The following is a 23,834-nucleotide window of genomic DNA, read 5'->3' as shown; positions in this document are numbered from 1 at the left end:
GGGCGGGGGTACTTGTGTGTGAGTGCTCTGCGACGCTCCGCATAGGCGAGGGGCGAGTTGTGTGCTGTGGACTCCGTGCATGACGAAGCCGGTCCTGTACCTGATCGTCGACGAGGTCGGTCGTGGAGCAGAGCACATGCCCGGTTGAGCTACGCGGGCGGCGCGGTGTTCGCGGCGATCCACTCCAGGCATCCCTTCGAGCCGGCCTCGATCGGGACGGCCGCGATCTCCGGTTTCTGCCACGGGTGGTGCTTCAGCAGGTGGGACTCCAGCTCGGGGTAGCGGGATCGGGTGGTCTTCAGCAGGAGTTGCCACTCCTCCCCGGTGCCGAACTCGCCGTCGTGCCAGAACGCCGACGTAACAGGGCCGATGATCTGCGCACCGGCCGCGAGTCGCTCGGCGACGACCGAACGGGCGAGTTCAACGGCCTGGTCATGAGTCGGGGTCGCGGTCGATACCTGGAGAAAGTCAGCCATGCCGGGAGCGTAGGCGGCGGCCAGATGTTCAGGAGGGGCATCGCGGGGCGGCGGGTGGCCGGGTCCGCTTGCGGGCTCTGGCCCGTTGGTTGGTTGTGACCGCGCTTCCGTGATGGCTACGCCTTGGCTATGAGATCGGCTCGACTGGGGGTGTGCGGCCGCCCATCAACCAGGGAGCTTCGTGTAGATCCAGTCGAAGCCGTCGTATCCCTCGGTGTCGAGATGCGGTGCTCGGTTGAGCCCGGCGCGTATCGCCACGCGCTGAGAAGCGAGGTTGGCCGGCCGCACGCGGGCGATCAGCGGGAGGCCGGGCAGGTGACGGGATGCCCAGGTGGCGACCGCGGCTGCGGCTTCAGAGGCGAAGCCTTGGCCCCACGCAGAGGTGGCGAAACGGTAGAAGAGGTTCAGGACCGGTGCCCCGTGCAGTTCCATGGGCTTGATTCCGCAGAATCCGAGCTGCTGAGCGGAGCCGTGGTGCCGGACGACCCAGTACCCGTATCCGTGCTGCTGCCACTGATCGTCCCAACGGTGGTAGAGCGCCTCTGCTTCCTCAAGCCGGGCGAGTGCGTCGGACGGGTTGTGGGCACAGGTCTCAGGATCGCGGTGGACGGCGAAGATCGCGTCGACATCGGCTGTGGTCGGGCGTCTCAGCAACAGCCGGTCGGTCCGCAGCTCCACGGCTGCTGGGCTCCGGTCACTCATGGCAGGACCACCTCACCGGTGCGGAAGATTCGGTTCAGGTGGTGGTTCAGCACTGTGGTCGCGGACTCCGGGCTGCGCTGGCCGACGAGGATGCCGGTGCCGAGTCCCGCGGACATGGCGAGCAGGCCGGCTGCCTCCAACCGTGCGTCCACACCGGGCTCGAGCAGTGCCGCTTCCTGCGCCTGCCGGAGGAGTTCGGTCAGCGCGTCTTCGGCGGTGTCAGGGTTCTTGATGAAGGGCTGGGCTGCGAGTGCCGGGTCGTTCACGGCCAGAACCGCGTATGACGTGTAGAGGTGATGGAAGGTGCGGCTCTCGTCGTCTGCCGGCAGCGCCGCCATCAACAGCGCCTCGACCATCTCTCGCGGACCAGGACTGTCCCCGGCGGCCCGTACACGGGTGGATACCCGTTCCCCGAATCTCTCCGCCAGAAGCTCAAGCCCGAAGAACAGCAACTTCTCCTTGGTCTGGAAGTAGTACTGCACCAGCCGCAGTGACACGCCCGCCTCCGCTGCCACATCGCGCATCCCGACGGTATGCAGCCCGCGTCGGCCGGCGACCCGGATGAGGGCCTCGCCGATCTCGGTGCGCCGTTCTGCGTGGTCCACGCGCTTGGGCATCGGCCGGTTCTCCGCTCGTCGTTCCCGCTACGGCTCCCATGGGCTCTACGGCTCCCATGGGCTTTTGATGATACATCTGTACCAGTAACGTGGTACGTTCGTATCACGAAATCGATACGCCGGAGGTGGCCATGCCCGAGACCGCTGCCCGAACCCAGGCCGATGTCGGCCGCTATGTGAGCGATGCCTGGCGGGATCGCTACTTCACGGCCTGCGATGCGGTCTACGCGCTGGGGGCGCCCGCGCGCGCGGAAGAGGACGTGGAGACGTCCTTCGGCACCACGCACGTCTACCGCTACGGCCCCGCGAACGAGGCTGACCGATCCCGCACCCCCGTCGTCCTGGTGCACGGGGCGGGCTCATGCTCCGCGATGTGGTACCCGAACACCTCCGCCCTCAGCGCGGACCGCCCGGTCTACGCGATCGACACCCCGGGCGATCCCGGCCGCAGCGTGCAGCGCGAGCCCATCCACCAGCCCGAACGCGCCGCACAGTGGCTGGATGAGACACTCGCCGGACTCGGCCTCGACCGCGTACACCTCGTCGGCTCCTCCTACGGCGGATGGCTCGTCCTGAACCAGGCGCACCGCAGGCCCGGTCGCCTCGCCTCGGTCACCTTGCTCGACCCCGGCGGCTTGGAGAAGGTGGGACTGCGCTTCTTCGTCTGGATCTTCGCCAGCCTCTTCGCGACCTTCGCGCCGAAGGCGCTCCGCCCGCGACTGGCGGCCTGGCTCGAACAGCCGGTCCTCGTCGTGCCGGAACTGCGCGCGATGATCAGAACGGCGGTTCGCGCCTACCGCATACGCCGCCCGGCGCCGCTTCCCCTTCCCGAGAAGGAGCTGTCCACCATCCGGACCCCGCTCTACCTGGTGCTCGGCAAGCGAAGCCTCCTCGTACACCCGCAGCGGCAGGCGGAGCGTGTGCCGCGTCTGATCCCCGGGGCCCGAGCCGAGATCATCTCCAGCACGGGCCACGGGCCGCAGATCGACCACGCGGAGGAGATCAACCGCAGGATGCTGAACTTCATGGCTTCCGTCGACTGACAATTCCGAGCTGCCCGTCGGCGGGCAGGGGCTGATTGGATCGCGTGCGCCAACGCCACGGAGACGTCGACGAATTGGCCGCCACGGGGCTGTCCCTCAGCGCGGGTGAGACCGGAGGCGGGGCCACAGCGGCGTAATTCGGTGTTCGAGGAGAGGTGGGTCGGCCTACGGTGAGGCCCCTATGACTCTCCTGCATGCGCATGACTATGGGGGCGACGGCCCGCAACTGGTTCTTCTGCACGGGTTCGGGCGGTCGCTGGCCGACTGGAGTGCCTCGGCGGCTCAGCTCACCGACGGGTATCGGGTTCTCGGCATCGATCTGCCCGGGCACGGGCGTTCTCCCGATATCTCGCCCTGGGCGCTTCCCGCCGTGGTGCGGGACATCACCGACACGCTCGACGCGCACGGTGTGACCGAGGCCGTCGTGGTGGGGCACTCTCTTGGCGGGCTGATCGCCGTCGAGTACGCACGGGCGTATCCGGACCGAGCTCGTGCCGCCGTGAACCTCGACGGGTTCTGGTGGCGCCGCGAGTACCCGGGCGCCGAAAAGGTGACCGAGGGGCTGCTGGCGTCGGTCGGGGCGGTCGCGCCGGACGGGTACATCGAGCAGCAGATCGCCAACTCCGCACGGTTCGGGGTTCCCGCCGACCGTGCGGAGGCCGCTGCCCGCGCGGCGGCGCGTCCGCTGCCCGACGGCACCTGGCAGACGCTGCCGGAACGGGCGGCGGCGCTGGAGATCGTCGACGAACTCCACCGGCTCGGCGCGCCCGGTGTCACCGCCTGGCTGGACGGCGTGGACCGCCCGCTGCTGCTGGTGCAGGCCGGGCGACGGCTGCCGCCCGCGCCGGGCATGGAGTGGTTCGAGGAGTTCAGCGCCCGCTTCGCCCGAGAGGTCTCCGACGAGCTGGCCGTGGTCTCCCGCACCCGGCCGACGATCGGCGTCGAGCGCATCGACGCCACCCATCCCATGATCCTGGAGACTCCGGAGGCGGTGGCGACGCTGGTCGCCGGGTTCGTTCGGGCCCTGCCCGACTGAAAAATCCGGCACACTGAGCCCAGCTGCTTCGCCGCTTCGAGAGGTCCGTTGATGACACTCGGCATGGTCCTCGGCGACGTGGACGTCGTGACTCAGCACGCTCGTTCACGCCCGATCTTCCGAGGAGTACGCCGTGTCCACGATCCACTGGACCGAGTCTCGACCCCGTTCCGCCCGCTGGCACTCTGAGTCCGGACTGCCCCTGCCCCGCACGGTCGTCGTAGCCGACGACCGGATGCGGGCCGCCGTCGCCTACCGGCTGGCCTGTGAGGGCACCGCGTTGCTGTGGCGCGGGGATTTTCACAATGCGCGGCAGTTGCTGAGTGCCTTGGACCGTCGTGTCGGGCGTACCGCGCCCGGCGCGGCGGACACCACGGCCGAGACCTTCCGGCTGCAGCGCCGGTTCCGTGCCCACCGTGCGCGCGTGCTCGGCAAGCTGCTGGTCCTGCTGGACGCGGATCACGGACTGGACCTCCGCCGGGCGCCCGATGTGCGTCCGGCGGTCGCCGAGGCGTACGGGGCGTTCGACGGGCCCGTGGCCGTCGCCCTCTCCGAGCTGCTGGGTGTGATCAGTGCCCGGCAGTGGCGGGAGAAGGGCGTGTACGTCCCGGCGCTGGAAGCGCCGGTTCACCCGCACTATGGCGTGTTCGCGCCCACCCGGAGCGAATACGTCGATCTCGTCGCCCAGGCCCCGCTGCCGCGAGGCGGTGACGTACGCGTCGCCTTCGACCTGGGCACCGGAACCGGTGTGCTCGCCGCCGTGCTGGCCCGGCGGGGCGTCGGGCAGGTCGTGGCGACCGACGTCAGTGCCCGGGCCCGGGCGTGTGCGCGGGACAACGTGGGGCGGTTGGGGCTCACGGAGGTGGTCCGGGTGACCGGGCCCGAGCTGTATCCCGAGGGGCGCGCCGACCTGGTCGTGTGCAACCCGCCCTGGATTCCCGGCCGTCCCGCCTCCGACCTCGACCTCGGCGTCTACGACGCGGGCAGCGGCATGCTGCAGGGCTTCCTGAGCGGGCTCGCCGAGCGGCTGGAACCCGGCGGTGAGGGCTGGCTCGTGCTGTCCGACCTCGCCGAGCGGCTCGGGCTGCGCAGCCGGGAGCAGCTGATGACCGCCGTGGAGAGTGCCGGGCTGCGGGTGGTCGACCGGCTGGACACGCGCCCGCGCCACGCCCGTGCGCGGGACACGGACGATCCGCTGCACGCCGTACGGGCCGCCGAGGTCACGTCACTGTGGCGGCTGGCCGTCGGCTAGTCCTCCGTCAGCCGCGCGAAGCGCCCTCGGTGGAACAGCAGCGGTCCGTCCGGATCGTCCGTGCCCGTGCCGAGGGCGTTCACCCGGCCGACCACGATCAGGTGGTCGCCGCCCGTGTGGACGGCGTGGATCGCACAGTCGATCCAGGCGACCGCGCCGGAGAGGCGGGGTGAGCCGGAGACGGGTGTCCTGTCGTAGGCCACGCCTGCGAACTTGTCCGCGCCGCTCACCGCGAAGGAGCGGCACAGCTCGGCCTGGTCGGCGCCCAGGACGTTGACGCAGAAGACGCCCGCACGGGCGATGCGCGGCCAGGTCGTCGACGTACGGCCCACCATGAAGGCCACGAGCGGCGGGTCGAGGGAGAGGGAGCTGAAGGACTGGCAGGCGAAGCCGGCGGGGGCGGAGTCGGGGGTTTCGGGAGCGGCGGGGGGTGCCGTCACGATCGTCACGCCCGTCGCGAAGCGGCCCATGACGCTACGGAACTCCCGCTGGTCCAGCGGAGCGCGCTCGTCGTCGCCCACGCAGCGCAACTCCGGGCGCGGCAGCGCTTCCACGGGCCGTGCGGCCGGGGTGCGGGTCGACCTGAGGTAGCGGACGGCGGCTTCCGCCATCCCTGCTTGTCCCATCACACTCCTGATTGAAGCTGACGGTACGTCAGATTGGAAGACTCAGTGGCCCTTGTACGTCGGCTTCCGTCGTTCCACGAAGCTCCGTACCCCCTCCTGCGCGTCCACCGTCGTCATGTTGATCTCCTGCGCCGCGGCCTCGGCGGCGAAGGCGGTGGTCCGGTCGGTGTCCAGGGAGGCGTTGACGAGCTGCTTGGTCAGGGCGAGGGCCCGGGTCGGGCCGGCGGCGAGGCGTTCGGCCCAGGCACGGGCCGTCTTGTCCAGGTCCCCGTCCGGTACGACCCGGTTCACCAGGCCGAGGCGTTCGGCGTCCGTCGCCGTGAGCGCGTCGCCGAAGAACATCAGCTCCTTCGCCCGCTGCGGGCCGATGAGGCGGGGGAGCAGATACGCGCCGCCGCCGTCGGGGACCAGCCCTCGCCGTACGAACACCTCGATGAACCGGGCCGACTCCGCGGCCAGGACGAGATCGCAGGCGAGCGCCAGATGGGCGCCGAGGCCGGCCGCCGTGCCGTTCACCGCCGCGATCACCGGCTTCTCGCAGTCGAGGACGGCGGCGATCAGACGCTGGGCGCCGGTGCGGAGGGTGCGGGCGACATCGCCGACGTCGCGTTCGTCCGTGGTGGCGGCGCCTCGCAGGTCCGCGCCCGCGCAGAAGCCTCGGCCCGTTCCCGTGAGCACCACCGCCCGGACATCGGCCGTCGCGGACGCCTTCGCCAGGAGCTGGACGACCTCGTCCCGCTGGTCCGGCGTGAGGGCGTTGAGGGTCTCGGGCCGGTTCAGGGTGATGGTGAGGACCTGGTCGGCCGTCGTGTGCAGCACAGCCGGCATCAGCGGCACACCGCCAGCGCGTCCAGCGCCACCGCGCCCTGCCCCTGCGGCAGCACCATCAGCGGGTTGATGTCCAGCTCCGCCAGCTGGTCCCCGAGTTCCAGTGCCATGCGCTGCACGCGCAGGACGACCTCGACCAGGGCGTCCAGATCGGCCGGCGGGCGGCCCCGGACTCCGTCGAGCAGGGCCCGGCCGCGCAGACCGGCGAGCATGTCCCGGGCCTGTTCCTCCCCGAAGGGCGGGACGCCTACGGCGGTGTCGCGCAGGACCTCGACGAGGACGCCGCCGAGCCCGACGGTCACCGTGGGTCCGAACAGGTCGTCGTGGGTGACGCCCACCACCATCTCGACGCCCTGTTCGACCATCTGGCAGACCAGTACGCCGTCCAGGGAGACATCCTCGTAGCGGGCGATGTCGGTCAGCTCCCGGTAGGCGTCGCGGACCTGGCTCGCCGAGGTCAGGCCGATCTTCACCAGGCCCAGTTCCGTCTTGTGGGCGATGCGGGCGCCCGAGGCCTTCATCACCACCGGGTAGCCCACCAGACCGGCGGCCCGGACGGCGCCCGCCGCGCTCGTCACCAACTGCTCGCGCGGTACGCGGATGCCGTACGCCCGCAGCAGCTGCTTCGCGGCGTGCTCGCTGAGCTGCTCGCCGGGGTGCATGAGCGCCTGCGCCTTGCGGTAGGACGGCGAGGGGGTGCGCGGGGCCTCGTCGAAGGGGGAACGGTAGGCGGTCGTGAAACGGTGGTGGGCGAGGTAGGCGCGGACGGCGGTGAGGCAGTTGCCGACCGTGCGGAAGGTGGCCACGCGGGAGGAGCCGAGCAGCACCTCGCGGTAGGCCGGTTCGGTGCCGACCGGCGATCCCCATACGACGCACACCAGCTTGTCCGTGTGCTCGGCCGCGTCCACCAGGTCTCGTACCAGCCGGTCGCTGAGTGGTGGGAAGGGGCCGGTGACCGGGCAGATCAGCACGCCGACCTCGGGGTCGTCGAGGATCGCGTCGATGATCTTCCGGCCGCGCCAGTCCCCGACCGGATGCCCGCCGTTGTCGACGGGGTTGGCGACGCTCAGGTACTCGGGTATCCACTGGTGCAGCCCGGCCTGCCTGGCCTCGGACAGGACCGGCAGCCGGAGGCCCGCCTCGGTCGCCAGGTCCGCGACGTGCGCTCCCGTGCCGCCCGAGATCGAGTAGACGACGACGCCGTCCGCGCGCGGCGGCCTGGCCCGGGCCAGCAGGGCCGCGGTGTCCTGGAGTTCGTCGAGGCCGTCGACGCGGATCACGCCGTACTGGCGCAGCGCCGCGTCCACCACCGTGTCCGCGCCGGTCAGTTTGCCCGTGTGGGAGGCGGCCGTGCGGGCGCCGGTCTCGGTGCGGCCCACCTTGACGGCGACGACCGGGACTCCGCGCCGGGCGGCCCGGTCGGCGGCGAGCAGGAAGGAGCGGCCGTCCTTCAGGCCTTCCAGATAGCAGGCGATGGCGCCGATCCCGGGCTGCTCGGCGAAGTAGGAGAGGAAGTCCGCGGTCTCCAGGTCGGCCTCGTTGCCGGTGGGCGCCCAGTGGGAGAGGCGGATGCCGAGTTCCTGGAGGGCGAAGACGGGGCGGCCCTGGTGGCCGGACTGGGTGATCAGGGCGATCGCGGGGCCGTCGAGGTCGTCGCGGAAGTGCTCGAAGGCGTTGAGGTTGGTGTTGGGGCCCAGCAGACGCACCCCGGAGCGCTCGACCGCGGCCGCGAGTCGCCGCTGGGCGGCCTCGCCCTCAGGGCCGGTCTCCGCGAACCCGGAGGCGAAGACGACCGCGAACCGCGCCTTGGCCTCGGCCAGTTCCTCGATCACGGGGAGGGGGTCGCCGACGAGCACCACCGCCAGGTCGACCTGCTCGGGCAGGTCGGCGACGGAAGGGGAGCAGGGCAGGCCGAACACGGCCGGGCGGCTCGGATGCACCGGGTACAGCCGGGCCCCGACCCGCTCGGCCCAGTCGGCCAGTTGGCGCGTCACGCCCGTGTTGGGGCGCCCCTCGGCGTCCGAGGCGCCGATCACGGCGACGGACCGGGGCCGGAAGAAGTGGTCCAGATCGGGTACGTCGGCGTGCAGCGGGCGCCCGCTGACGTCGAGGTCGCCCTCCTGGGCGGGCCTGCCGTGCACGGCGGGCCCGGGCCGCTCGCCACAGGCGATGGCCCGGGCCCGGCGGGAGTCGGTGGTGAGGGTGCCGTGGGTCGATCCAAGCATCGTTTCCGCCCGCTCCTGTGAGACAGCCGCTAACTGACGCACTGTCAGATTACTGAACCTGCGTGATGTCAGGAACGGCTGTGCAGGCAGCAAGTTGCGACGCCCCGGTCTCAGCCCGGCAGCCGGGACACCCTCCCCGAGGTGTCCCGCGCGATGGCCTTGGCGATGCGCACCGCGTCGAGCGCCAGCTCGCGCAGATTGCCGCTGATCGGGTTGGTGAAGCCGGTGAAGTGCAGGCCGGGGGCCGTCTTCGGGCTGCGGGCGCCGTGGACGACCGGTTTGCCGCGGGCGTCGAGCACCTCGAGGTGGCCGACCAGGCCCTCCAGGGCGCGGACGTACCCGGTGGCGGCTATCACGGCGTCAGGGGAGAGCCGGGTGCCGTCGGCCAGCACGATCTTGCCGTCGCCCTCGAAGGACTCCACGGCGGCCACGATCTCGACCTCGCCCTTGCGCACGGCGTCGATCAGGCCGACGTCCTGCACCGGGATCGCGCCCTGCTTCACCCGGGTGTACAGCCCGGTGTCGGGGCGCGGCAGTCCGTGCGCCGACAGGTCGGGGATCGCCACCTTGGCCTGCGCCCGGGAGATCCGGTCGACGAGGCCGACCGGGAGATGGCGTACGAGGACACCGCTGTACTGGGCGGCCCAGCCGGCGGTCGAACGGCGTACGAGGTGCGGGACGGTGCGCACGGCCAGCCGGACCCGGGAGGCGCCGCTCTCCACCAGGTCCACGGCGATCTCGGCACCGGTGTTCCCGATCCCGACGACGAGGACGTCCCGGCCGGCGTAGGGCGCTCCGTCGCGATACTCCCCGGCGTGCAGGAACTCGCCGGTGAAGGCCTCGCGGCCGGGCCAGTCCGGCAGGCGCGGAGTGTGGTTGTAGCCGGTCGCCACGACCACCGCGGAGCCGGTCAGCTCTCGGCCGCCGGTGGCGTGCAGCAGCCAGCCCGTGCCGTCGGGCGCGCGCTCGATCCGGGACACCTCGACGCCGGTGACGATCTCCAGGCGGTGGTGCTCGGCGTACTTCTCCAGGTACCGCACCACGTTGTCCCGGGAGACCCACCGCCCGAACCGGCGCGGCATCGGCAGCCCGGGCAGCGCCGACAGGCGGCGGGTGGTGTGCAGATGCAGCCGGTCGTAGTGGCGGCGCCAGGACGCCCCGACCCGGTCGGACTTCTCCAGGACGACGGCCCGTATGCCCCGGGCGCGCAGCGCGTACGCGGCGGCGAGACCGCCGGGGCCGCCGCCGATGACGTAGACGGGGCGGTCCGGTGCGGGGTGCGCGGAGGAGTGTGGGGAGGGCGTGGAGTCGGCCATGAGCGGGAGCGTAACCACGGGCCCGCTTGATGGGTCTCGGTCAAGACCGGAATTGGTTGCGGATTGATCACGGCTGTAGGAGGAGCGAGTGGGGCTCGTGGCGTAGCGGGCCTGGTTGTGGCGGGCTCGTGATCGTTTCTGACGGGTGCGGGAGGGGCCGGGGTGCGGCCTCCGATACGGACAGACGGGAGTATCGGAGGCCGCGGTCCTGAGGGGGCTACCTGATGCGGTAGCCGGTCACCTTCGCGATCCACTGGATGAAGTCGCCCGGGTCGGTGTTCGCGCCGTGTCCCTCGTCCCAGTAGTAGAGGTGGCTGACGTCGTCGCCCAGCGCGGCCGCTGCGGCGGCGAGGTTGGCGGAGACCGTGTGCGAGGTGTCGGAGTCCTTGGTGCCGAGGCGGATCCACCAGTGCTTGGTGCGGTGGGCGTTGGGCTTGTCCCCGGTGAGGAAGGGCATCGGGTTCATCAGCCGCAGCTTCGCGGGGATGTCGCCGTCGAGCCGCGTGCCGGTGTTGCCGGTCGTGTCGTGCTTCAGGCTGTACGCGGTGAAGTGGCGGGTCCCGGTCGTGCCCGTGCCGAAGAGGTTGTTCTCGCCGGTGGACAGGTCGAAGGCGTCGAAGGCCGGGGTGGTCTTCTTGCGGGCGCCGACGTGGGTGAGGAAGTCGGCCCAGCTGAAGCGTGCCTTGCCGTTCTTCCAGGTGATGAAGGTGTGGTCGGCCAGGTAGGCGGCGCGGTCGGCGTCCGACAGGGCCTTGAGGTAAGTGGTGGCCGAGGGCTCCATGTACTGCTGGAGCAGGTACGTGTCGTAGTTGCGGGCGGTGAGCGCGCCGAAGCCGCCGAGGCCGCGCAGCTTCAGCGAGGCCTGGTACTCGGCGAACTGCGAGACCAGTTCCTTCGACACCGTCCGGTCGACGACCTTGCCCGTGCCCTGGACGACGCTGGCGCCCCAGTTCCACTCGTAGGCGCCGTCGGCGTGCTCCAGGTCGGTGATCGGGCACCAGGCGCCGGTGGCGAAGATGGCGTCGGAGGCGTCGGCCGCGCCGAGTTCCCTCAGGTACTTCTCGTACAGGGGGCTGTCGCCCGAGGCGCCGAGCAGCGAGGACAGGGCGCCGCCCGCGCTGGTGCCGGAGGAGACGATCCGGTCGGTGTCGCCCGGGATGCGGCCCTTGTTGGCGCGGACGTACCGGACGGCGGCCTTCAGGTCGACGATGGCGGCCGGGGCGGTGCCGTAGTACTCGCCCTCGGAGTTCTTCAGGGTCCGGCCGCGGGCGCCCGGCTCGACCACGACATACCCGGCGGCCAGCGCCAGCTTCGGCAGGCTGACCATCTTCCCCAGGGCGTTCACCATGCCGTTGCCACCGGACTGCACCTCGCCCGAGCCGCTCGCGGAGGCGCTAGGCGAGGGAGCGCCGGTCCCGCCCCCGGGCATGCCGGTCGTTCCGCCGGCACCCACGCCGGTGGCGTCGGCGACGGACGACGGCATGTAGCCGCCGACGGAGTTGGCGAAGAGGATGGGCGCGCCGCTCGCGTCGACGGACTTGCCGTCGATCTTCACGGGCACGCTGACGTTCAGGCTCTGGTACTTCTCGTCGACCGGCGCGGCGACATAGGTGACGGCCTTCCAGAAGCGGTAGACGACCTCGTGGTCGTCGCCGTTCGCGTCGGTGATCGTGGTCGTCTGCTCCGTGTAGCCGTCGGTGTCGAAGACGAGGCCGCCTGTCCGGGCCGACGAGCCGTTCGTGCCGCTCGACGCCTGTGCGTTCAGGGCGATCCCGCCGACCGCGGCGGCACCGGCACTCGCTCCGATCCCCAACATGACGCTCCTGCGCCTGACTGCCCTGTGCTTCACGTTGACGCCCTCCGTGGACTCGATCCGGGCTTGCCTCAGCGAACGTAGCCAGTCGCTGACAAAATTGCCAACAATTCTGTCGGACTCATTGTGAACGCATAGCTTCCTGGGGAGCGCACAGGTTCCGGGGGCGCCCGGGCCTTGTCGTAGGGTCTTGCGGATCCAGATAACTGACGTACCGTCAGATCGCATGGACACGATCTGGCTCGGCGGAGCGGAGTGGCTGGCCGTACTGCGGATCGGGCTCGGGCTGTGGTGGCTGGAGAGCTGGCGGCACAAGGACCGCAAGGCCTGGTTCGAACGGGGCACCGGCATCAAGTGGGCGGCCGGGATAGCGGCCGAGCACCGCTGGAGCGCCGTCCGTTCGGGCTTCGGCGCGGTCGTCGCACCCCACCCGCGCGTGATGGCGTACGTCGTCGTCTACGCGGAACTCGCCCTCGGCCTGGGTCTGATCACCGGCTTCCTCACCCCGGTCGCCCTGGTCGGCGGGTTCCTCCTCAACGCCTTCTATCTCACGCTCATGATCCACGACGTCGCCGAGCAGGGGCAGAACTCGATGATGGCGCTGATGTCCGTGGTCGGACTGTTCGGGATGTCCTGGCAGACGTGGTCGCTGGACAGCGCGCTGGGGCTGTTCTGATGACCGGGCGTCTCGACCTGCCCGAACCCGACGCCTTCACCCGGACGTACTGGGACGCGGCAGCCGAGGGCCGGTTGCTGATCCGCCGCTGCCGGGCCTGCGGACGGGCCCACCACTACCCGCGCGAGTTCTGCCCCCGCTGCTGGAGCGAGGATGTCGTCTGGGAGCCCGCGAGCGGCCGGGCCACCCTCTACACCTGGTCCGTCGTCCACCGCAACGACCTGCCGCCCTTCGCGGAACGCACGCCGTACGTCGCTGCCGTGGTCGACCTGGCCGAGGGGCCGCGGATGATGACGGAGGTGGTGGGGGAGAGGGAGCTGTCGGCCGGGGCGGAGCTGGAGGTGGCGTTCCGGGAGGGAATCCCGGTGTTCCGGATCGTGCCCGGGAGCGGGCAGGTGCCGGGACCGGGCAAGTGAGGTGACCCCTCCCTCCCCACGGGCTTGAATGACCCCATGGCCCCCATACGCGACCCGTTCTCGACCGCTCTGCCCGAACTCCACGGCCACGGCCTCCGTCTGCGCCCCTGGGACGCCACGTCCGGCGCCGACGTCGAGACGTGGCTGCGCGGCATGCGGGACCCGGAGTTCCGGCGCTGGAACACCCCGCTGAGGCTGGTCACGGACCGGGCGAGTGCCCGGGAGTCGCTGCTCGCGCGGGCGCAGAGTGCCGTGGAGGGCACGTCGCTGTCGTTCCGGGTCGCGGACGCGCGCAGCGATACGGCGCTGGGGCACATCGGCGTCAACGAGATCAAGTACCACCTGAAGGTCGCCCGCGTCGGCTACTGGGTGCTCCCCGAGGCCCGCGGCCAGGGCGTCGCCACCCGGGCCCTGCTGCTCGCCAGCCGCTGGGCCTTCGGCGAACTCGGCCTGCACCGCCTGGAGTTGGACCACGCGGTCGGCCACGACGCGTCGTGCCGGATAGCCGAGCGATGCGGGTTCGCGTACGAGGGAACCCTGCGCGGGGCGATCTTCAAGGAAGGCCGGCACGACGCGTTCCGGGACGCCCACCTGCACGCGCGGCTGGCGACGGATCCGCAACCGCAACCGCAACCGCAACCGCAACCGGAAACGGAAGCGGAAGCGGAGGCAGAGGCGGAAGCGGAGGCGGAGGCAGAGGCGGAGGCAGAGGCCGAAGCGGGGCGAGGGCCGGGGGCTTAATTCGGAGGTGCCGGCGGGGGCCCGGGCGGCACCATGGGGCATGCGCACCGACGACTGGCACCTCACCCACGACCTCGACGACTTCCTCGCCCGCGCGGGATCCTTCCTCCGCACCCAACCAGCCCTGCACACCGTCCCGTTGACCGTCACGGAGACGCTGCGCACCCGCGGACCGCACGTCTACGGCGACGGGGTGCCGGAGTTCGGCGTACTGGAACGGGACGGGACCGTCCGGGCGTCGTTCTTCCGCACCCCGCCCCACTGGCTGAACCTCACCGCCCTCACCCCCGAGGAGGCCGACACCCTCGCGGCGCGGCTGGCCGCTCTCGGGCAGCGCCTGCCCGGCGTGAACGCCGACCGCGACACCGCCGCCGCCTTCACCGAGGCCTGGCAGCGGCACACGGGCGCCACGGCCACCCTCCGTCAGCGCCAGCGGCTCTACCGTCTCGGCACCCTGACCGTGCCCGACCCCGCGCCGCCCGGCGGGCCCCGGATCGCCGTCGAGGCGGACCGCGCCCAACTCATCCGCTGGCACAGCGAGTTCACCGAGGCCATCGGCATGGGCACCGTCCGGAACGCCGGCGAGTGGGCGGACGCCCGCATCGAACAGGGCGGCATCACCTTCTGGGAGGCCCCGGACGGCACACCCGTCGCCATGGCCGGCAGGACCCCTCGGATCGCCGGCCAGATCCGCGTCGCCCCGGTCTACACCCCACCCCACCTGCGCGGCCGCGGCTACGCGGGCGCGGCCACGGCCGAGATCAGCCGCACCGCCCTCGCCTCCGGCGCACAGGAGGTACTGCTCTTCACGGACCTGGCGAACCCGACCAGCAACGGGCTGTACCAGCGGATCGGATACCGGGCGGTGGGGGACTTCACGGTGTACGACTTCAGCTGACTCCCCTCACGGCCACAGCAGCTCCCGCTCCCACCTCTCCTCATCCGCCCCGCGCCGGTAGCGCAGCCGTACGTGCCGCCGCTCGCCGTCGCCCTGGAAGAACTCCACCTCCTCCGGCCGCAGCCGGTAGAGGGTCCAGGACGGTACGGGAGCCTCCGGCTCGCCGCGGGCCCGTTCCCAGGCCGCCTCGGATGCCCGGGTCAGCTCCTCCACCGAGTCCAGGACCTCGCTCTGGCGGCCGGTCAGCGCGGCTGCCAGGGCGCCTGTCGAGCGGGCGTGCAGGTCGCCCTGGGCGTCGGCGGACGGGGCGGCCGTGACCGGGCCGCGTACCCGGACCTGGCGGCCCAGCACCGGCCAGTAGAAGGCGAGCGCGGCGTACGGGCGGGCGGCGAGGTGCCGGCCCTTGCGGCTGCCGGCGTGGGACGCGAAGGACCAGCCGGTCTCGTCCGCGCCGTGCAGCATGACGATCCGTACGTCGGGCAGGCCGGACTCGTCCGACGTCGCCAGGGACATGGTGTGCGGCTCGGTCTGCCCGGCCGCCACCGCCGCCGCGAACCACTCGGTGAAGAGCGGCAGCGGGGTGGCGGGGGCGGCGCTCGGGTCGAAGGGGGGCAGGTGAGTGGACTGCGGGTCCCAGACGCGCAGTGACCTCAGCAGCTTGTGAAGATCGGGTGCCATGGGCCGATTGTCACCCGGGGGTGTTCGTCAGACCTGTCCCAGGTCCGACGACACCCACCGCTCCGGCCGCATCCGCAGCACCAGCTGCTCTCCGTGGTTCTTCCAGGCGAAGTCGACATAGCCGTCGACCTTGTCCGCCGGGAGGTAGCGCGCGGAGATCTCCCGGAGCCGGTCCAGGGTCGCGGGGGACGTGTCGAGGACCGGGCCCTCGACCGACACGTACCGGATCGTGGGTTCGAGCCGGTCCACCATCAGCGAGAACCGGCCCGCCGCGCTGATCAACTCGTTCTTGCGGGAGTCGAGGCCGGTCATGATCCAGATGTCGCCGCCGGGCTCGTACTGGTACCAGATGGGCACCGTGAGCGGGGCGCGGCCCGCCCCCGCGTCGACCGCGAGTGCGGCGACATGCGGCTCGGCCAGGAACTGTTCGCGCTCTTCGCGGGTCAGGGCCATTCCGGGTCTCCTCCAGCGGCTCGCTCAGATCCTTCTCACGAACCCAACACCAACCCCGGCGCCCGTGTTCCCTCACACCCCGTCCCCTGCGCCACCGCCCCGGCGCCCGTGTTCCCTCACCCCGCCCCCAGCACCACCGTCCCCGACGAGCAGAACCAGCCCCCCGTCCCGGACGCCACCGTCAGTCGCGGCAGGGAGCCGTCGCCCCGCCGCACCTGCCGGTCGCCGCACTCGCCCCGCAGCTGCCGAACCGCCTCCACCAGCAGGAACAGCCCCCGCATCCCCGGGTGTTGGGCGGAAAGACCTCCCCCGTCGGTGTTCACCGGCAGCTCGCCGCCCTCGACCCGCAGCCGGCCCTTCTCCACGAACGCCCCGCCCTCGCCCTTCGCGCAGAAGCCGAGGTCCTCCAGCGTCACCAGGGTCATGTAGGTGAACGCGTCGTAGATCTCGGCGAAGTCGATATCCGAGGGCCGTACGCCCGCCCGCTCGAAGGCCAGCCGTCCGCTCACCGCCGCCGGTGACACCGTGAAGTCCGGCCACTCGGACATCGCGGAGTGGCTGACGTGCTCCCCGCTTCCCAGTACCCACACCGGTTCCGTGCGGCAGTCCCGTACGTACTCCTCCGCCGCCAGCAGCACCGCCGCCCCGCCGTCGGAACGGACGCAGCAGTGCAGCTTGGTGAAGGGGTCCGCGATCATCGGGCCGGAGGCGATCTCGTCCGGCGTGACCGGGGTGCGGAACATCGCCTCCGGGTTCAGGGCCGCGTTGGCCCGGGCCTGGACCGCCACCTCGGCGAGCTGCTCGATCGTCGTGCCGTACTCGATCATGTGGCGGCGGGCCGCCATGGCGTACTTGGCGATCAGGGTGTGGCCGTAGGGGGCCTCGAACTGCAGGGGGCCGCGGGTGCCGAAGGACAGCGTCCCGGTGCGGCGGCCCGCCCTGACGTCCGCGCGGGCCGTCGAGCCGTAGGCGAGCAGCACCACGCGCGCGTGCCCGGCCGCGATCGCGTCCGCCGCGTGGGCCGCCATGACCTCCCAGGTGGAGCCGCCGACGGAGGTGGAGTCGACCCAGGTGGGGCGCAGCCCCAGGTATTCGGCGACCTCGACGGGGGCCAGCGTGCCCAAGCCCGCCGAGGCGAAGCCGTCGACCAGCGAGCGGTCCAGGCCCGCGTCGGCCAGGGCGCGGCGGGCCGCCTGGGCGTGCAGGGCGTACGGGGTCGCGTCGTCCACGCGGCCGCAGTCCGAGAGGGCCACGCCGACGACGGCCACTTTCCTCCGGGCAACCATGAATCTGACGGTACATCAGATAAGGCCGCCGACGGGAGCGCCGGGACTCTGGGCATTCCCGCTCCGGCGCCCTAATATGACGCACCGTCAGATGCGGAGGTAGCCCATGGACGCCCGCCTCACCGCCGAACAGGACGAGATCCGCCGCACCCTGCGCGACCTGCTCCACAAGCGGTGCGGTCCGGGGGAGCTGCGGGCCGCCCTCGACACCCCGGCCGGACACGACCCGGCCCTGTGGACCGCCCTCGCCGACCAGCTCGGCCTGCCCGGGCTGGCCCTCCCCGAGGCCTACGGTGGTGTCGGCTGCTCGGTCACCGAGCTGGCCCTCGCCTGCGAGGAGACGGGCCGGGCCCTCGCCCCCTCGCCCCTGCTCGCCACGGCCGTCCTCGTGGCCCCGCTGCTCCTGGCCCTCGGCACCGACGCCCAGCGGGCTGACCTCCTCCCGCGCATCGCCTCCGGCGCACTCACCGCCGCCCTCGCCGTACCGGGACCCGCCCTCACCGCCGCCCTCGCGCTCACCGGCCACGACCGGCGCGGGGCGTGGGCCGGCGGCGGACGGGCCGGGGGAGTGCAGGCCCGGCAGGCGGACGGCGGCTGGCGGCTGTACGGGGAGGCCGGGCAGGTCCTCGACGGGCACAGCGCGGGGCTGCTCCTGGTCGCCGCGCACGCCGGGGGGTTCGCCCGTTCCCGCGTCCTGCTCTTCCTCGTACGGTCGGACGCCGAGGGGCTCACCCGCGTACGGCAGACCGCGCTGGACGCGACCCGTCCGCAGGCGCGCGTTCAACTCCGCCAGGTGGAAGCCGAGTTGCTGGGTCGTGAGGGCGACGACGTCCTGGCCGCCCTCGCCCGGCTCGGTGACACCGCCGCCGTCTGTCTCGCCGCCGAGGCCGTGGGGGCGGCCGACCGGGTGCTGGAACGGACCGTGGAGTACGTGGGGCGGCGCGAGCAGTTCGGGCGGCCGGTCGGCTCCTTCCAGGCGGTCAAGCACCGGCTGGCCGACGCCTACGTCCAGGTGCGGGCGGCCCGCTCGGCGGCGTACTACGCGGCCTGGGCCGGCGCCGCCGCCGACGGCGAGAAGGCGGGCGGGCTCGCCCTCGCCCAGGCGCTGCAGGCCCTGCGTGGGGCCGCCGCCGAGGGGATCCAGCTGCACGGCGGCATCGGGTTCACCTGGGAGCACGAGACGCATCTGTACTTCAAGCGTGCCGCAGGGGACGAGCTGCTGTTCGGGCCGGTGCACCGGCTGCGGGCGCAGGCCGCCGACGCGGCGCATGTCTTCGAGGAGGCCGGCCGATGAGGGGCGTGCGGTTCGTGCAGAAGGTGTCCTCCGCTCCGGGGTTCGCGCGGGTGGCCCCGCATGTGTTCCCGGCCCTGGACCGGGCCGTGCACCGGCTCACCCGCGGAAAGGTGCTGCTCAGCGCGCAGCTGCTGCCGGGCGTGGTGCTGACCTCAACCGGGGCGCGCAGCGGGCTGGCCCGGCGTACGCCGCTGGCCTGCATGCCGGAGAGCGACGGGGAGCGCGGCTGGGTCCTGGTCGGGTCCAACTTCGGGCGTGAGGGGCACCCCGCCTGGAGCCACAATCTGCTGGCCCATCCGAGAGCCGAGATCAGCTGGAAGGGCCAGGACATCCCGGTCACGGCCAGGCTGCTGGAGGGGGAGGAGCGGGCGGCGGCATGGAAGGCGGTGCTGGAGTTCTGGCCGCCGTACGCCGCGTACCAGGCGCGGGTGGAGCGGGAGATCCGGCTGTTCAGGATCGTACGGAGCTAGGAGTCGCGCGGAGGCAGAAGCCACACGAAGGCGGAGAGCGCGACAGGCGGCGGTCCACCCGGGTGGACCGCCGCCTGGCAGACAGGACTTGGGGCGGGAAAAGAGCCGAAGGCGCGGGCGGCTACTTCGTCGGCTTTCTGCCGGTGACGCCCAGGTGCACCAACAGCGCCAGGTTCGGTTTCAGTTCGGCCTGCTTCACGCCCCAGGAGGTGAAGCCCTTCTGGTGCGAGGCCACGGCGGCGAGCATCGCGACCAGCGAGCCGGCGACGGCCGCCGGGTTCACGTCCTTGTCGACCCTGCCCTTGGCCTGGAGCTCGGCGACGGCGTCCGCGAGGGAGTTGTTCACCGAGTTGAGGATCTTCATCCGGAGCTTGTAGAAGCGCTTGTCGCCCTCGGCGGCGCCGAGATCGACGACCCGGAGGATCGCGTCGTTCTTGCGCCAGAACTCCAGGAACCCGTCGACGAGTTCCTGCGCCGTCTGCCAGCCGGCCTTGCCGGCCCAGGAGCGGCCCTCCAGGAGCTCGGTCAACGCGGCGCCCTCGGTCGCCATTTGCTCGGCGATCTCCAGGACGGCGCCCTCGACGTCCGGGAAGTACTGGTAGAAGGTCGCGGGCGAAGTGCCCGCCTTCCGGGCGACATCGATGACTTTGACATCCCGGTACGGGGAGGAGCTGAGCATCTCGCTGAGGCAGTCGAGCAGCTTCTGCCGGGTCGCCTGCCCACGCCGGCCGGCCACGCGGCCGTCGACGGTACGCACTTGTCCTGTCATGACGTCAGCTTACCGAGGCGGGATCGAGGCGCGATTCGGCCGACTGCAAATGGGGTGTAAGGGAGTGCGGAGACTGGTGTGCCTGGTCTGCGGGCTGCGGCCGTCGCGGTTACGTTGGCGGCATGGCCGAAAACAGGGCATCGGTGTACGCAGAGGGCATCCCCTGCTGGGTGGACGCGCAGCTTCGCGACGTCGAGGCGGGCAAGCGGTTCTACGGTGAACTTTTCGGGTGGACCTTCGAGGACGAGTGGTACGGCTCCTTCGCCGAGGCGCTGAAGGACGGCGAACCCGTGGCCGCCCTGGTCCGCAAGGTGGACGGCCGGCTGCCCACCGTCTGGACGGTGTACTTCGCGACCCCGGACGCCCCGGCGCTGGTCCGGCGCATCCGGTCGGCCGGCGGGCAGGTCGTCTCGGCGCCGGTACCGGCCGGTGACCTGGGTGTCACCGCCCTGGTCACCGACCCGGAGGGGGCCGTCTTCGCCCTGTGGCAGCCGGACGAGCACGCCGGTTTCGGCAAGCGGCACGAGCCGGGCACCTTCGCCTGGGCCGAGCTGTACGCGCGGGACACCGAGGCGGCCAACGACTTCTACGGCGATCTCTTCCAGGAGGCCCTGTTCGGGCCGGACGCCGAGCCCGACTTCGGCCGCGCCCCCGTCTCCGACCGTTTCGCGGCCGAGATGCCGCCCCACTTCCTCGTCCACTTCGCCGTCGAGGACGTACCGGCCGCGCTGGAGGAGGTCACCCGGCTCGGCGGCCGCGTCCAGGTCCCGCCGTTCGAGACCTCGTACGGCACGGCCGCCGTCGTCACGGACGATCAGGGGGCGTCCTTCGCGCTGCTGCGCCGCTGACCTGGCGCCATATGGTCATCTTTTGCCCCTGTGTGTACGGAGACACCCCAATCGTCGCCGGGTTCGCCACCACGGCTCCGGCCAGGAAGAATCGGGGTGCGTGCCGCCATGGCGGTGCGGTGGTGAGACGCTGCACGGGGTCGCGTGGAACATGTGGCTTGGCGCGGCTCGTACGGGGAGGTGGCAGGCAGAGTGGTGGATCAGCTGACGCAGCACGATCCGCGGCGGATCGGGCCGTTCGAGGTGCTGGGACGGCTGGGTGCCGGCGGCATGGGGCTGGTCTATCTCGCGCGCTCGGCGTCGGGCCGGCGTGTGGCGATCAAGACCGTCCGCACGGAACTGGCCGAGGACCAGCTGTTCCGGGTCCGCTTCACGCGTGAGGTGGAGGCGGCCCGCGCGGTCTCCGGTTTCTACACGGCCGCGGTCGTGGACGCCGACCCGCGTGCCGCCGTGCCCTGGCTGGCCACCGCCTACGTCCCCGCGCCCTCCCTCGAGGAGATAGTGAACGACTGCGGGCCGATGCCGGCCCAGGCGGTGCGCTGGCTCGCGGCGGGCGTGGCCGAGGCGCTCCAGTCCATCCACGGTGCGGGGCTCGTCCACCGCGACCTCAAGCCCTCCAACGTCCTCGTCGTCGAGGACGGCCCCCGGGTCATCGACTTCGGCATCGCGTCCGGCGTTTCGAACACACGTTTGACGATGACGAACGTCGCCGTCGGCACACCCGCCTACATGTCCCCCGAGCAGGCCAAGGACTCCCGCAGCGTCACGGGCGCGTCCGACGTCTTCTCCCTCGGCTCCATGCTGGTCTTCGCCGCCACCGGACACCCGCCGTTCCACGGCGCCAACCCGGTCGAGACGGTCTTCATGCTGCTGCGCGAGGGCCCGGACCTGGAGGGCCTCCCGGACGAGCTGCGTCCGCTCATCGAGTCCTGTATGCAGATGGAGCCGACGGGCCGCCCCAACCCGGCCGACCTCCAGGCCCAGCTGGCTCCCCACCTCTTCGGCTCCGGCTCCGACGACAGCGGCACCGCCTCCGCGTGGCTGCCCGAGCGGGCCGTGGGCCTGATCGAGTCCCGCCGCAACGGCCGCCCGGCCGGCAAGCCCGCCCCCGGCGCCGGCCGCAGCGGCGGCGGACGCCCCGCCCCGGTCCCGGCCCCCGGCCCCGCGCCCATCCCGCCCCCGCCCTCGCACGACCCCGTCGTCCCGGCGCCCGCGTCCGTGGTGGCTCCCGTGGGCGGCGGCCCCGACACCGGCCCCGTCCGGCTGGCCGGCGGCCAGGTGCCCATCGGCCCGGGCCCGCGCGTCGCCGACGTCCGGGCCGCCGCCGTCAAGGCACCCCCTCCGGAGGCCGCCCTCGCCGCCTCCTGGTCCAAGCCCCGCCCCGGCGTCAACGGCACGGACCCCGCCGTGGGCCCCGCCGTCGCCGCGCCCCCGGCCCCGGTCGCGCCGCCCGAGGCGAGCGGCTGGCGGCCCTGGCGCTTCCGCATGTCCAACGACGTCTGGGGCACCCCCTCCGTCGCCGACGACCTCGTCTACGTCACCTCCTTCGAGGTGCACGCCCTGGACGTGGGCACCGGCCGCCGCCGCTTCAAGACCCGGGACGTCGCCTGGTCCATGGCGGTCGCGGACGGCCGTATCCACGCCTCCGACGGGCCCACGCTGTTCGCCCTGGACGCCCGTGAGGGCGCCGACCTGTGGCGCCTGCAGACGGACGCCTGGGTCTACGCGCTCCAAGCCGGCCGCGGCACCGTCGTCACCGGCACCCGGGGCGGCGGCGTCCAGGGCTGGGAGGCCTCGACCGGCCAGAAGCTCTGGGAGATCACCGGCTGCCAGACCGACTTCGAGTCCCCCGAGGCCGGGCCCGTCCTGCACGACGGCACGGTCTACGCGTGGCAGGACGCCCGGCTGCGCGCCCTGGACGCCCGCACCGGCGACGAGCGCTGGTCGTACCCGATCGGCGACGCGGCCTCCTGCGGCGGCGTCCCGGTCCGGATCACCCCGGCGACCGACGGCTACGTGTACGTCTGCGCCGGCACCCGCGTCCTGGCCCTCGACGTGGCCGCCGGGCATGTGAAGTGGCACTTCGAGGCCCCGGCCGTCTTCCTCTCCCCGCCCACCTTCGTCCCCGGCCCGGCCGTCACCGGCGGCGGCATCTACCTCGCCGACTACCTCGGCACGGTGTACGCCCTCGACGCCACCGACGGCCGCGACCGCTGGCGCATCGCCACCGAGTCCCGCGCCTCCGTCGAGCCCGTCCTGGTCGCCGCCGGCCATGTCCACGTGGGCAGCGGCAAGGGCCTCTACACCCTCGACGCGGTCACCGGCACGCCCAAGTGGCGCTTCCAGGCCGGCGGCGACATCGTGGGCGCCCCCTCGGTGGCCGAGGGCCGCATCCACTTCGGCTCCACCGACCATCTCCTCTACACCCTCAAGGCCGACGACGGCCGGCTGCGCTGGAAGCTCGCCACGGGCGGCGAGATCACCGGCTCCCCGGTCGTCCAGGACGGGGTGGTGTACGCGTGCAGCAAGGACCGCTGTGTGTACGCGCTGGACGCGGAGAAGGGCACGGGCACGGCACGCACCGCGTGACGCGTCCGGGGACGGCCGTCGTACCGGCGCACGGAAGGGTTCCAGACGGCGGCCGTCGCTTCGGGGAGCGGTCCGATCACCGCTCTCACCCAAGACGCTACGCCGGGTACGCGCCGGTCGCCACGCAGTGACATGACCGTGACAGGCGATCACTAGGCTCCCGGCCATGCAGATACGGGGGCGCAGGCTCAAATTCACAGCGGTGCTGGTCCTGGTGGTCCTGGCACTGACCGGCTTCTCGACCGGCCGGGGCCGCGGCGGTAGCCACGGTCACGGCGGTGGCAGCGGTGGGGGCGGGTGCAGCAGCTCCAGCCAGGACCACGACAGCTCGAGGTCGTCGACCTCGGGCGGCGGGTACGGCGGCGGGTCCTACGACTCGGACGACGACTCCTACGGGAGCAGCGGCAGCGGCAGCGGCGGCAGCGGTGGCGGCAGCTCCTACACCCGCAGGCCGAACTACGGCTCCACGCCGACGTCCTCCGCCGGATCCGGCAGCCGCAAGGCGCTGCGGGACGGCACGGCGAAGCTGGTGAGCTGCGCGACCCCGGCCCGGCCGTACGCGACCGTCGAGGTCAGCAACCCCAACGGCCGCGAGGCCGACTTCTCCGTCTCGGTCACCTTCGAGGACGCTCAGGGCGTCACCGTCATCGACCGGTACGGGGACGTCACCGTCCCCGCGAACGGCAAGGCCACCGTCGACGTCCAGGTGGGCGGCGGCACGGGCCTGGCCGACTCGGTCGACCACTGCGAGGTCGACCGCCAGGCCCTCGTCGACGACTGAC

At 72.1% G+C, this 23,834-nt stretch carries 24 protein-coding genes; 12 read left to right on the top strand and 12 right to left on the bottom strand.

The genetic code is table 11. From position 1 onward, the window contains the following. Positions 1–149 precede the first annotated feature (149 nt). The 3 genes from cutA to OHU35_RS18575 all read right to left on the bottom strand — a co-directional run bounded on the left by cutA (position 150) and on the right by OHU35_RS18575 (position 1,795). Positions 150–476, bottom strand: coding sequence for a divalent-cation tolerance protein CutA (cutA, locus tag OHU35_RS18585; RefSeq protein WP_189726985.1), 327 nt, complete (start codon positions 474–476; stop codon positions 150–152). Positions 477–641: 165 nt separating this feature from the next. Then, positions 642–1,178: a GNAT family N-acetyltransferase gene (locus tag OHU35_RS18580; RefSeq protein WP_189726984.1), complete on the bottom strand. Its 537-nt coding sequence runs from the start codon at positions 1,176–1,178 to the stop codon at positions 642–644. Beyond that, positions 1,175–1,795 (bottom strand): TetR/AcrR family transcriptional regulator, encoded by a 621-nt coding sequence (locus tag OHU35_RS18575; RefSeq protein ID WP_189726983.1) that lies wholly within the window; start codon positions 1,793–1,795, stop codon positions 1,175–1,177. Before OHU35_RS18575 ends, OHU35_RS18580 begins: the two co-directional genes overlap by 4 nt. Before the next feature lie 131 nt (positions 1,796–1,926). Here OHU35_RS18575 and OHU35_RS18570 point away from each other — a divergent pair, with 131 nt between their 5' ends. The 3 genes from OHU35_RS18570 (at position 1,927) to OHU35_RS18560 (ending at position 5,126) form a co-directional block, all read left to right on the top strand. Next, complete coding sequence (locus OHU35_RS18570; RefSeq protein WP_189726982.1) at positions 1,927–2,838, top strand: alpha/beta fold hydrolase; 912 nt, start codon at positions 1,927–1,929, stop codon at positions 2,836–2,838. 181 nt (positions 2,839–3,019) lie between these two features. Beyond that, on the top strand, positions 3,020–3,874 hold the full coding sequence (locus OHU35_RS18565; RefSeq protein ID WP_189726981.1) for an alpha/beta fold hydrolase: 855 nt from the start codon (positions 3,020–3,022) through the stop codon (positions 3,872–3,874). Positions 3,875–4,007: 133 nt separating this feature from the next. After that, complete coding sequence (locus tag OHU35_RS18560) at positions 4,008–5,126, top strand: class I SAM-dependent methyltransferase (protein ID WP_189726980.1); 1,119 nt, start codon at positions 4,008–4,010, stop codon at positions 5,124–5,126. Here OHU35_RS18560 and OHU35_RS18555 read toward each other — a convergent pair. The 5 genes from OHU35_RS18555 to OHU35_RS18535 form a co-directional block, all read right to left on the bottom strand. Then, on the bottom strand, positions 5,123–5,752 hold the full coding sequence (locus tag OHU35_RS18555) for a flavin reductase family protein (RefSeq protein WP_229873155.1): 630 nt from the start codon (positions 5,750–5,752) through the stop codon (positions 5,123–5,125). The genes OHU35_RS18560 and OHU35_RS18555 overlap by 4 nt on opposite strands. A 42-nt stretch (positions 5,753–5,794) precedes the next feature. Continuing rightward, positions 5,795–6,580 carry an enoyl-CoA hydratase/isomerase family protein gene (locus OHU35_RS18550; protein ID WP_189726979.1) on the bottom strand — a complete coding sequence of 262 codons (786 nt, stop codon included), beginning with the start codon at positions 6,578–6,580 and terminating at the stop codon, positions 5,795–5,797. Continuing rightward, on the bottom strand, positions 6,580–8,805 hold the full coding sequence (locus OHU35_RS18545; protein ID WP_189726978.1) for an acetate--CoA ligase family protein: 2,226 nt from the start codon (positions 8,803–8,805) through the stop codon (positions 6,580–6,582). Before OHU35_RS18545 ends, OHU35_RS18550 begins: the two co-directional genes overlap by 1 nt. A 110-nt stretch (positions 8,806–8,915) precedes the next feature. Continuing rightward, complete coding sequence (locus OHU35_RS18540) at positions 8,916–10,121, bottom strand: NAD(P)/FAD-dependent oxidoreductase (protein ID WP_189726977.1); 1,206 nt, start codon at positions 10,119–10,121, stop codon at positions 8,916–8,918. Positions 10,122–10,338: 217 nt separating this feature from the next. Then, entirely contained in the window at positions 10,339–11,937 is a 1,599-nt protein-coding gene (locus OHU35_RS18535; protein WP_229873154.1) for a subtype B tannase, read from the bottom strand. A 223-nt stretch (positions 11,938–12,160) separates the two neighbouring features. Between OHU35_RS18535 and OHU35_RS18530 the strand changes: the two genes are divergently transcribed. Genes OHU35_RS18530 through OHU35_RS18515 form a run of 4 tightly spaced genes read left to right on the top strand, consistent with a single transcriptional unit; the run spans position 12,161 to position 14,665 of the window. Further along, positions 12,161–12,610, top strand: coding sequence for a DoxX family protein (locus OHU35_RS18530; protein ID WP_189726976.1), 450 nt, complete (start codon positions 12,161–12,163; stop codon positions 12,608–12,610). Next, the gene (locus OHU35_RS18525; RefSeq protein ID WP_189726975.1) at positions 12,610–13,026 is read left to right on the top strand and encodes a Zn-ribbon domain-containing OB-fold protein; all 417 of its coding nucleotides are present in this window, start codon (positions 12,610–12,612) and stop codon (positions 13,024–13,026) included. The genes OHU35_RS18530 and OHU35_RS18525 overlap by 1 nt, the downstream gene beginning before the upstream one ends. 36 nt (positions 13,027–13,062) lie before the next feature. Next, complete coding sequence (locus OHU35_RS18520) at positions 13,063–13,767, top strand: GNAT family N-acetyltransferase (RefSeq protein WP_405506048.1); 705 nt, start codon at positions 13,063–13,065, stop codon at positions 13,765–13,767. Between the two features lie 40 nt (positions 13,768–13,807). Beyond that, entirely contained in the window at positions 13,808–14,665 is an 858-nt protein-coding gene (locus OHU35_RS18515; RefSeq protein ID WP_405506046.1) for a GNAT family N-acetyltransferase, read from the top strand. Between the two features lie 6 nt (positions 14,666–14,671). Here OHU35_RS18515 and OHU35_RS18510 read toward each other — a convergent pair whose 3' ends face one another. The 3 genes from OHU35_RS18510 to OHU35_RS18500 all read right to left on the bottom strand — a co-directional run bounded on the left by OHU35_RS18510 (position 14,672) and on the right by OHU35_RS18500 (position 17,082). Then, positions 14,672–15,343, bottom strand: a complete 672-nt coding sequence (locus OHU35_RS18510) for a pyridoxal 5'-phosphate synthase (protein ID WP_189726972.1) — start codon at positions 15,341–15,343, stop codon at positions 14,672–14,674. A gap of 27 nt (positions 15,344–15,370) precedes the next feature. Then, the gene (locus tag OHU35_RS18505) at positions 15,371–15,796 is read right to left on the bottom strand and encodes a pyridoxamine 5'-phosphate oxidase family protein (protein ID WP_189726971.1); all 426 of its coding nucleotides are present in this window, start codon (positions 15,794–15,796) and stop codon (positions 15,371–15,373) included. Positions 15,797–15,912: 116 nt separating this feature from the next. Next, entirely contained in the window at positions 15,913–17,082 is a 1,170-nt protein-coding gene (locus OHU35_RS18500; RefSeq protein WP_189726970.1) for a thiolase C-terminal domain-containing protein, read from the bottom strand. 106 nt (positions 17,083–17,188) lie between these two features. On the opposite strand from OHU35_RS18500, the gene OHU35_RS18495 reads away from it, so the two are divergent. Continuing rightward, complete coding sequence (locus tag OHU35_RS18495; protein ID WP_189726969.1) at positions 17,189–18,376, top strand: acyl-CoA dehydrogenase family protein; 1,188 nt, start codon at positions 17,189–17,191, stop codon at positions 18,374–18,376. Continuing rightward, positions 18,373–18,846 carry a nitroreductase family deazaflavin-dependent oxidoreductase gene (locus OHU35_RS18490; RefSeq protein ID WP_189726968.1) on the top strand — a complete coding sequence of 158 codons (474 nt, stop codon included), beginning with the start codon at positions 18,373–18,375 and terminating at the stop codon, positions 18,844–18,846. Before OHU35_RS18495 ends, OHU35_RS18490 begins: the two co-directional genes overlap by 4 nt. 121 nt (positions 18,847–18,967) lie before the next feature. Here the strand turns inward: OHU35_RS18490 and OHU35_RS18485 are convergent, their stop codons facing one another. Next, the gene (locus OHU35_RS18485; RefSeq protein ID WP_229873153.1) at positions 18,968–19,615 is read right to left on the bottom strand and encodes a TetR family transcriptional regulator; all 648 of its coding nucleotides are present in this window, start codon (positions 19,613–19,615) and stop codon (positions 18,968–18,970) included. A gap of 122 nt (positions 19,616–19,737) precedes the next feature. On the opposite strand from OHU35_RS18485, the gene OHU35_RS18480 reads away from it, so the two are divergent. From OHU35_RS18480 to OHU35_RS18470, 3 genes are all read left to right on the top strand, one after another. Further along, positions 19,738–20,463 carry a VOC family protein gene (locus OHU35_RS18480; protein ID WP_189726967.1) on the top strand — a complete coding sequence of 242 codons (726 nt, stop codon included), beginning with the start codon at positions 19,738–19,740 and terminating at the stop codon, positions 20,461–20,463. Between the two features lie 192 nt (positions 20,464–20,655). Continuing rightward, positions 20,656–23,052, top strand: a complete 2,397-nt coding sequence (locus OHU35_RS18475) for a serine/threonine-protein kinase (RefSeq protein WP_359893498.1) — start codon at positions 20,656–20,658, stop codon at positions 23,050–23,052. A 166-nt stretch (positions 23,053–23,218) separates the two neighbouring features. Beyond that, a complete protein-coding gene (locus OHU35_RS18470; RefSeq protein ID WP_189726966.1) occupies positions 23,219–23,833 on the top strand; it encodes a hypothetical protein in 615 nt (204 codons plus the stop codon). Position 23,834 lies beyond the last annotated feature (1 nt).

The organism is Streptomyces purpurascens (assembly GCF_045040895.1).
GTDB classification, from domain to species: Bacteria; Actinomycetota; Actinomycetes; order Streptomycetales; family Streptomycetaceae; genus Streptomyces; species Streptomyces purpurascens.
The sequence above is the reverse complement of the archived record's forward strand: the minus strand, read 5'-3'. Positions and strand labels throughout refer to the sequence as shown.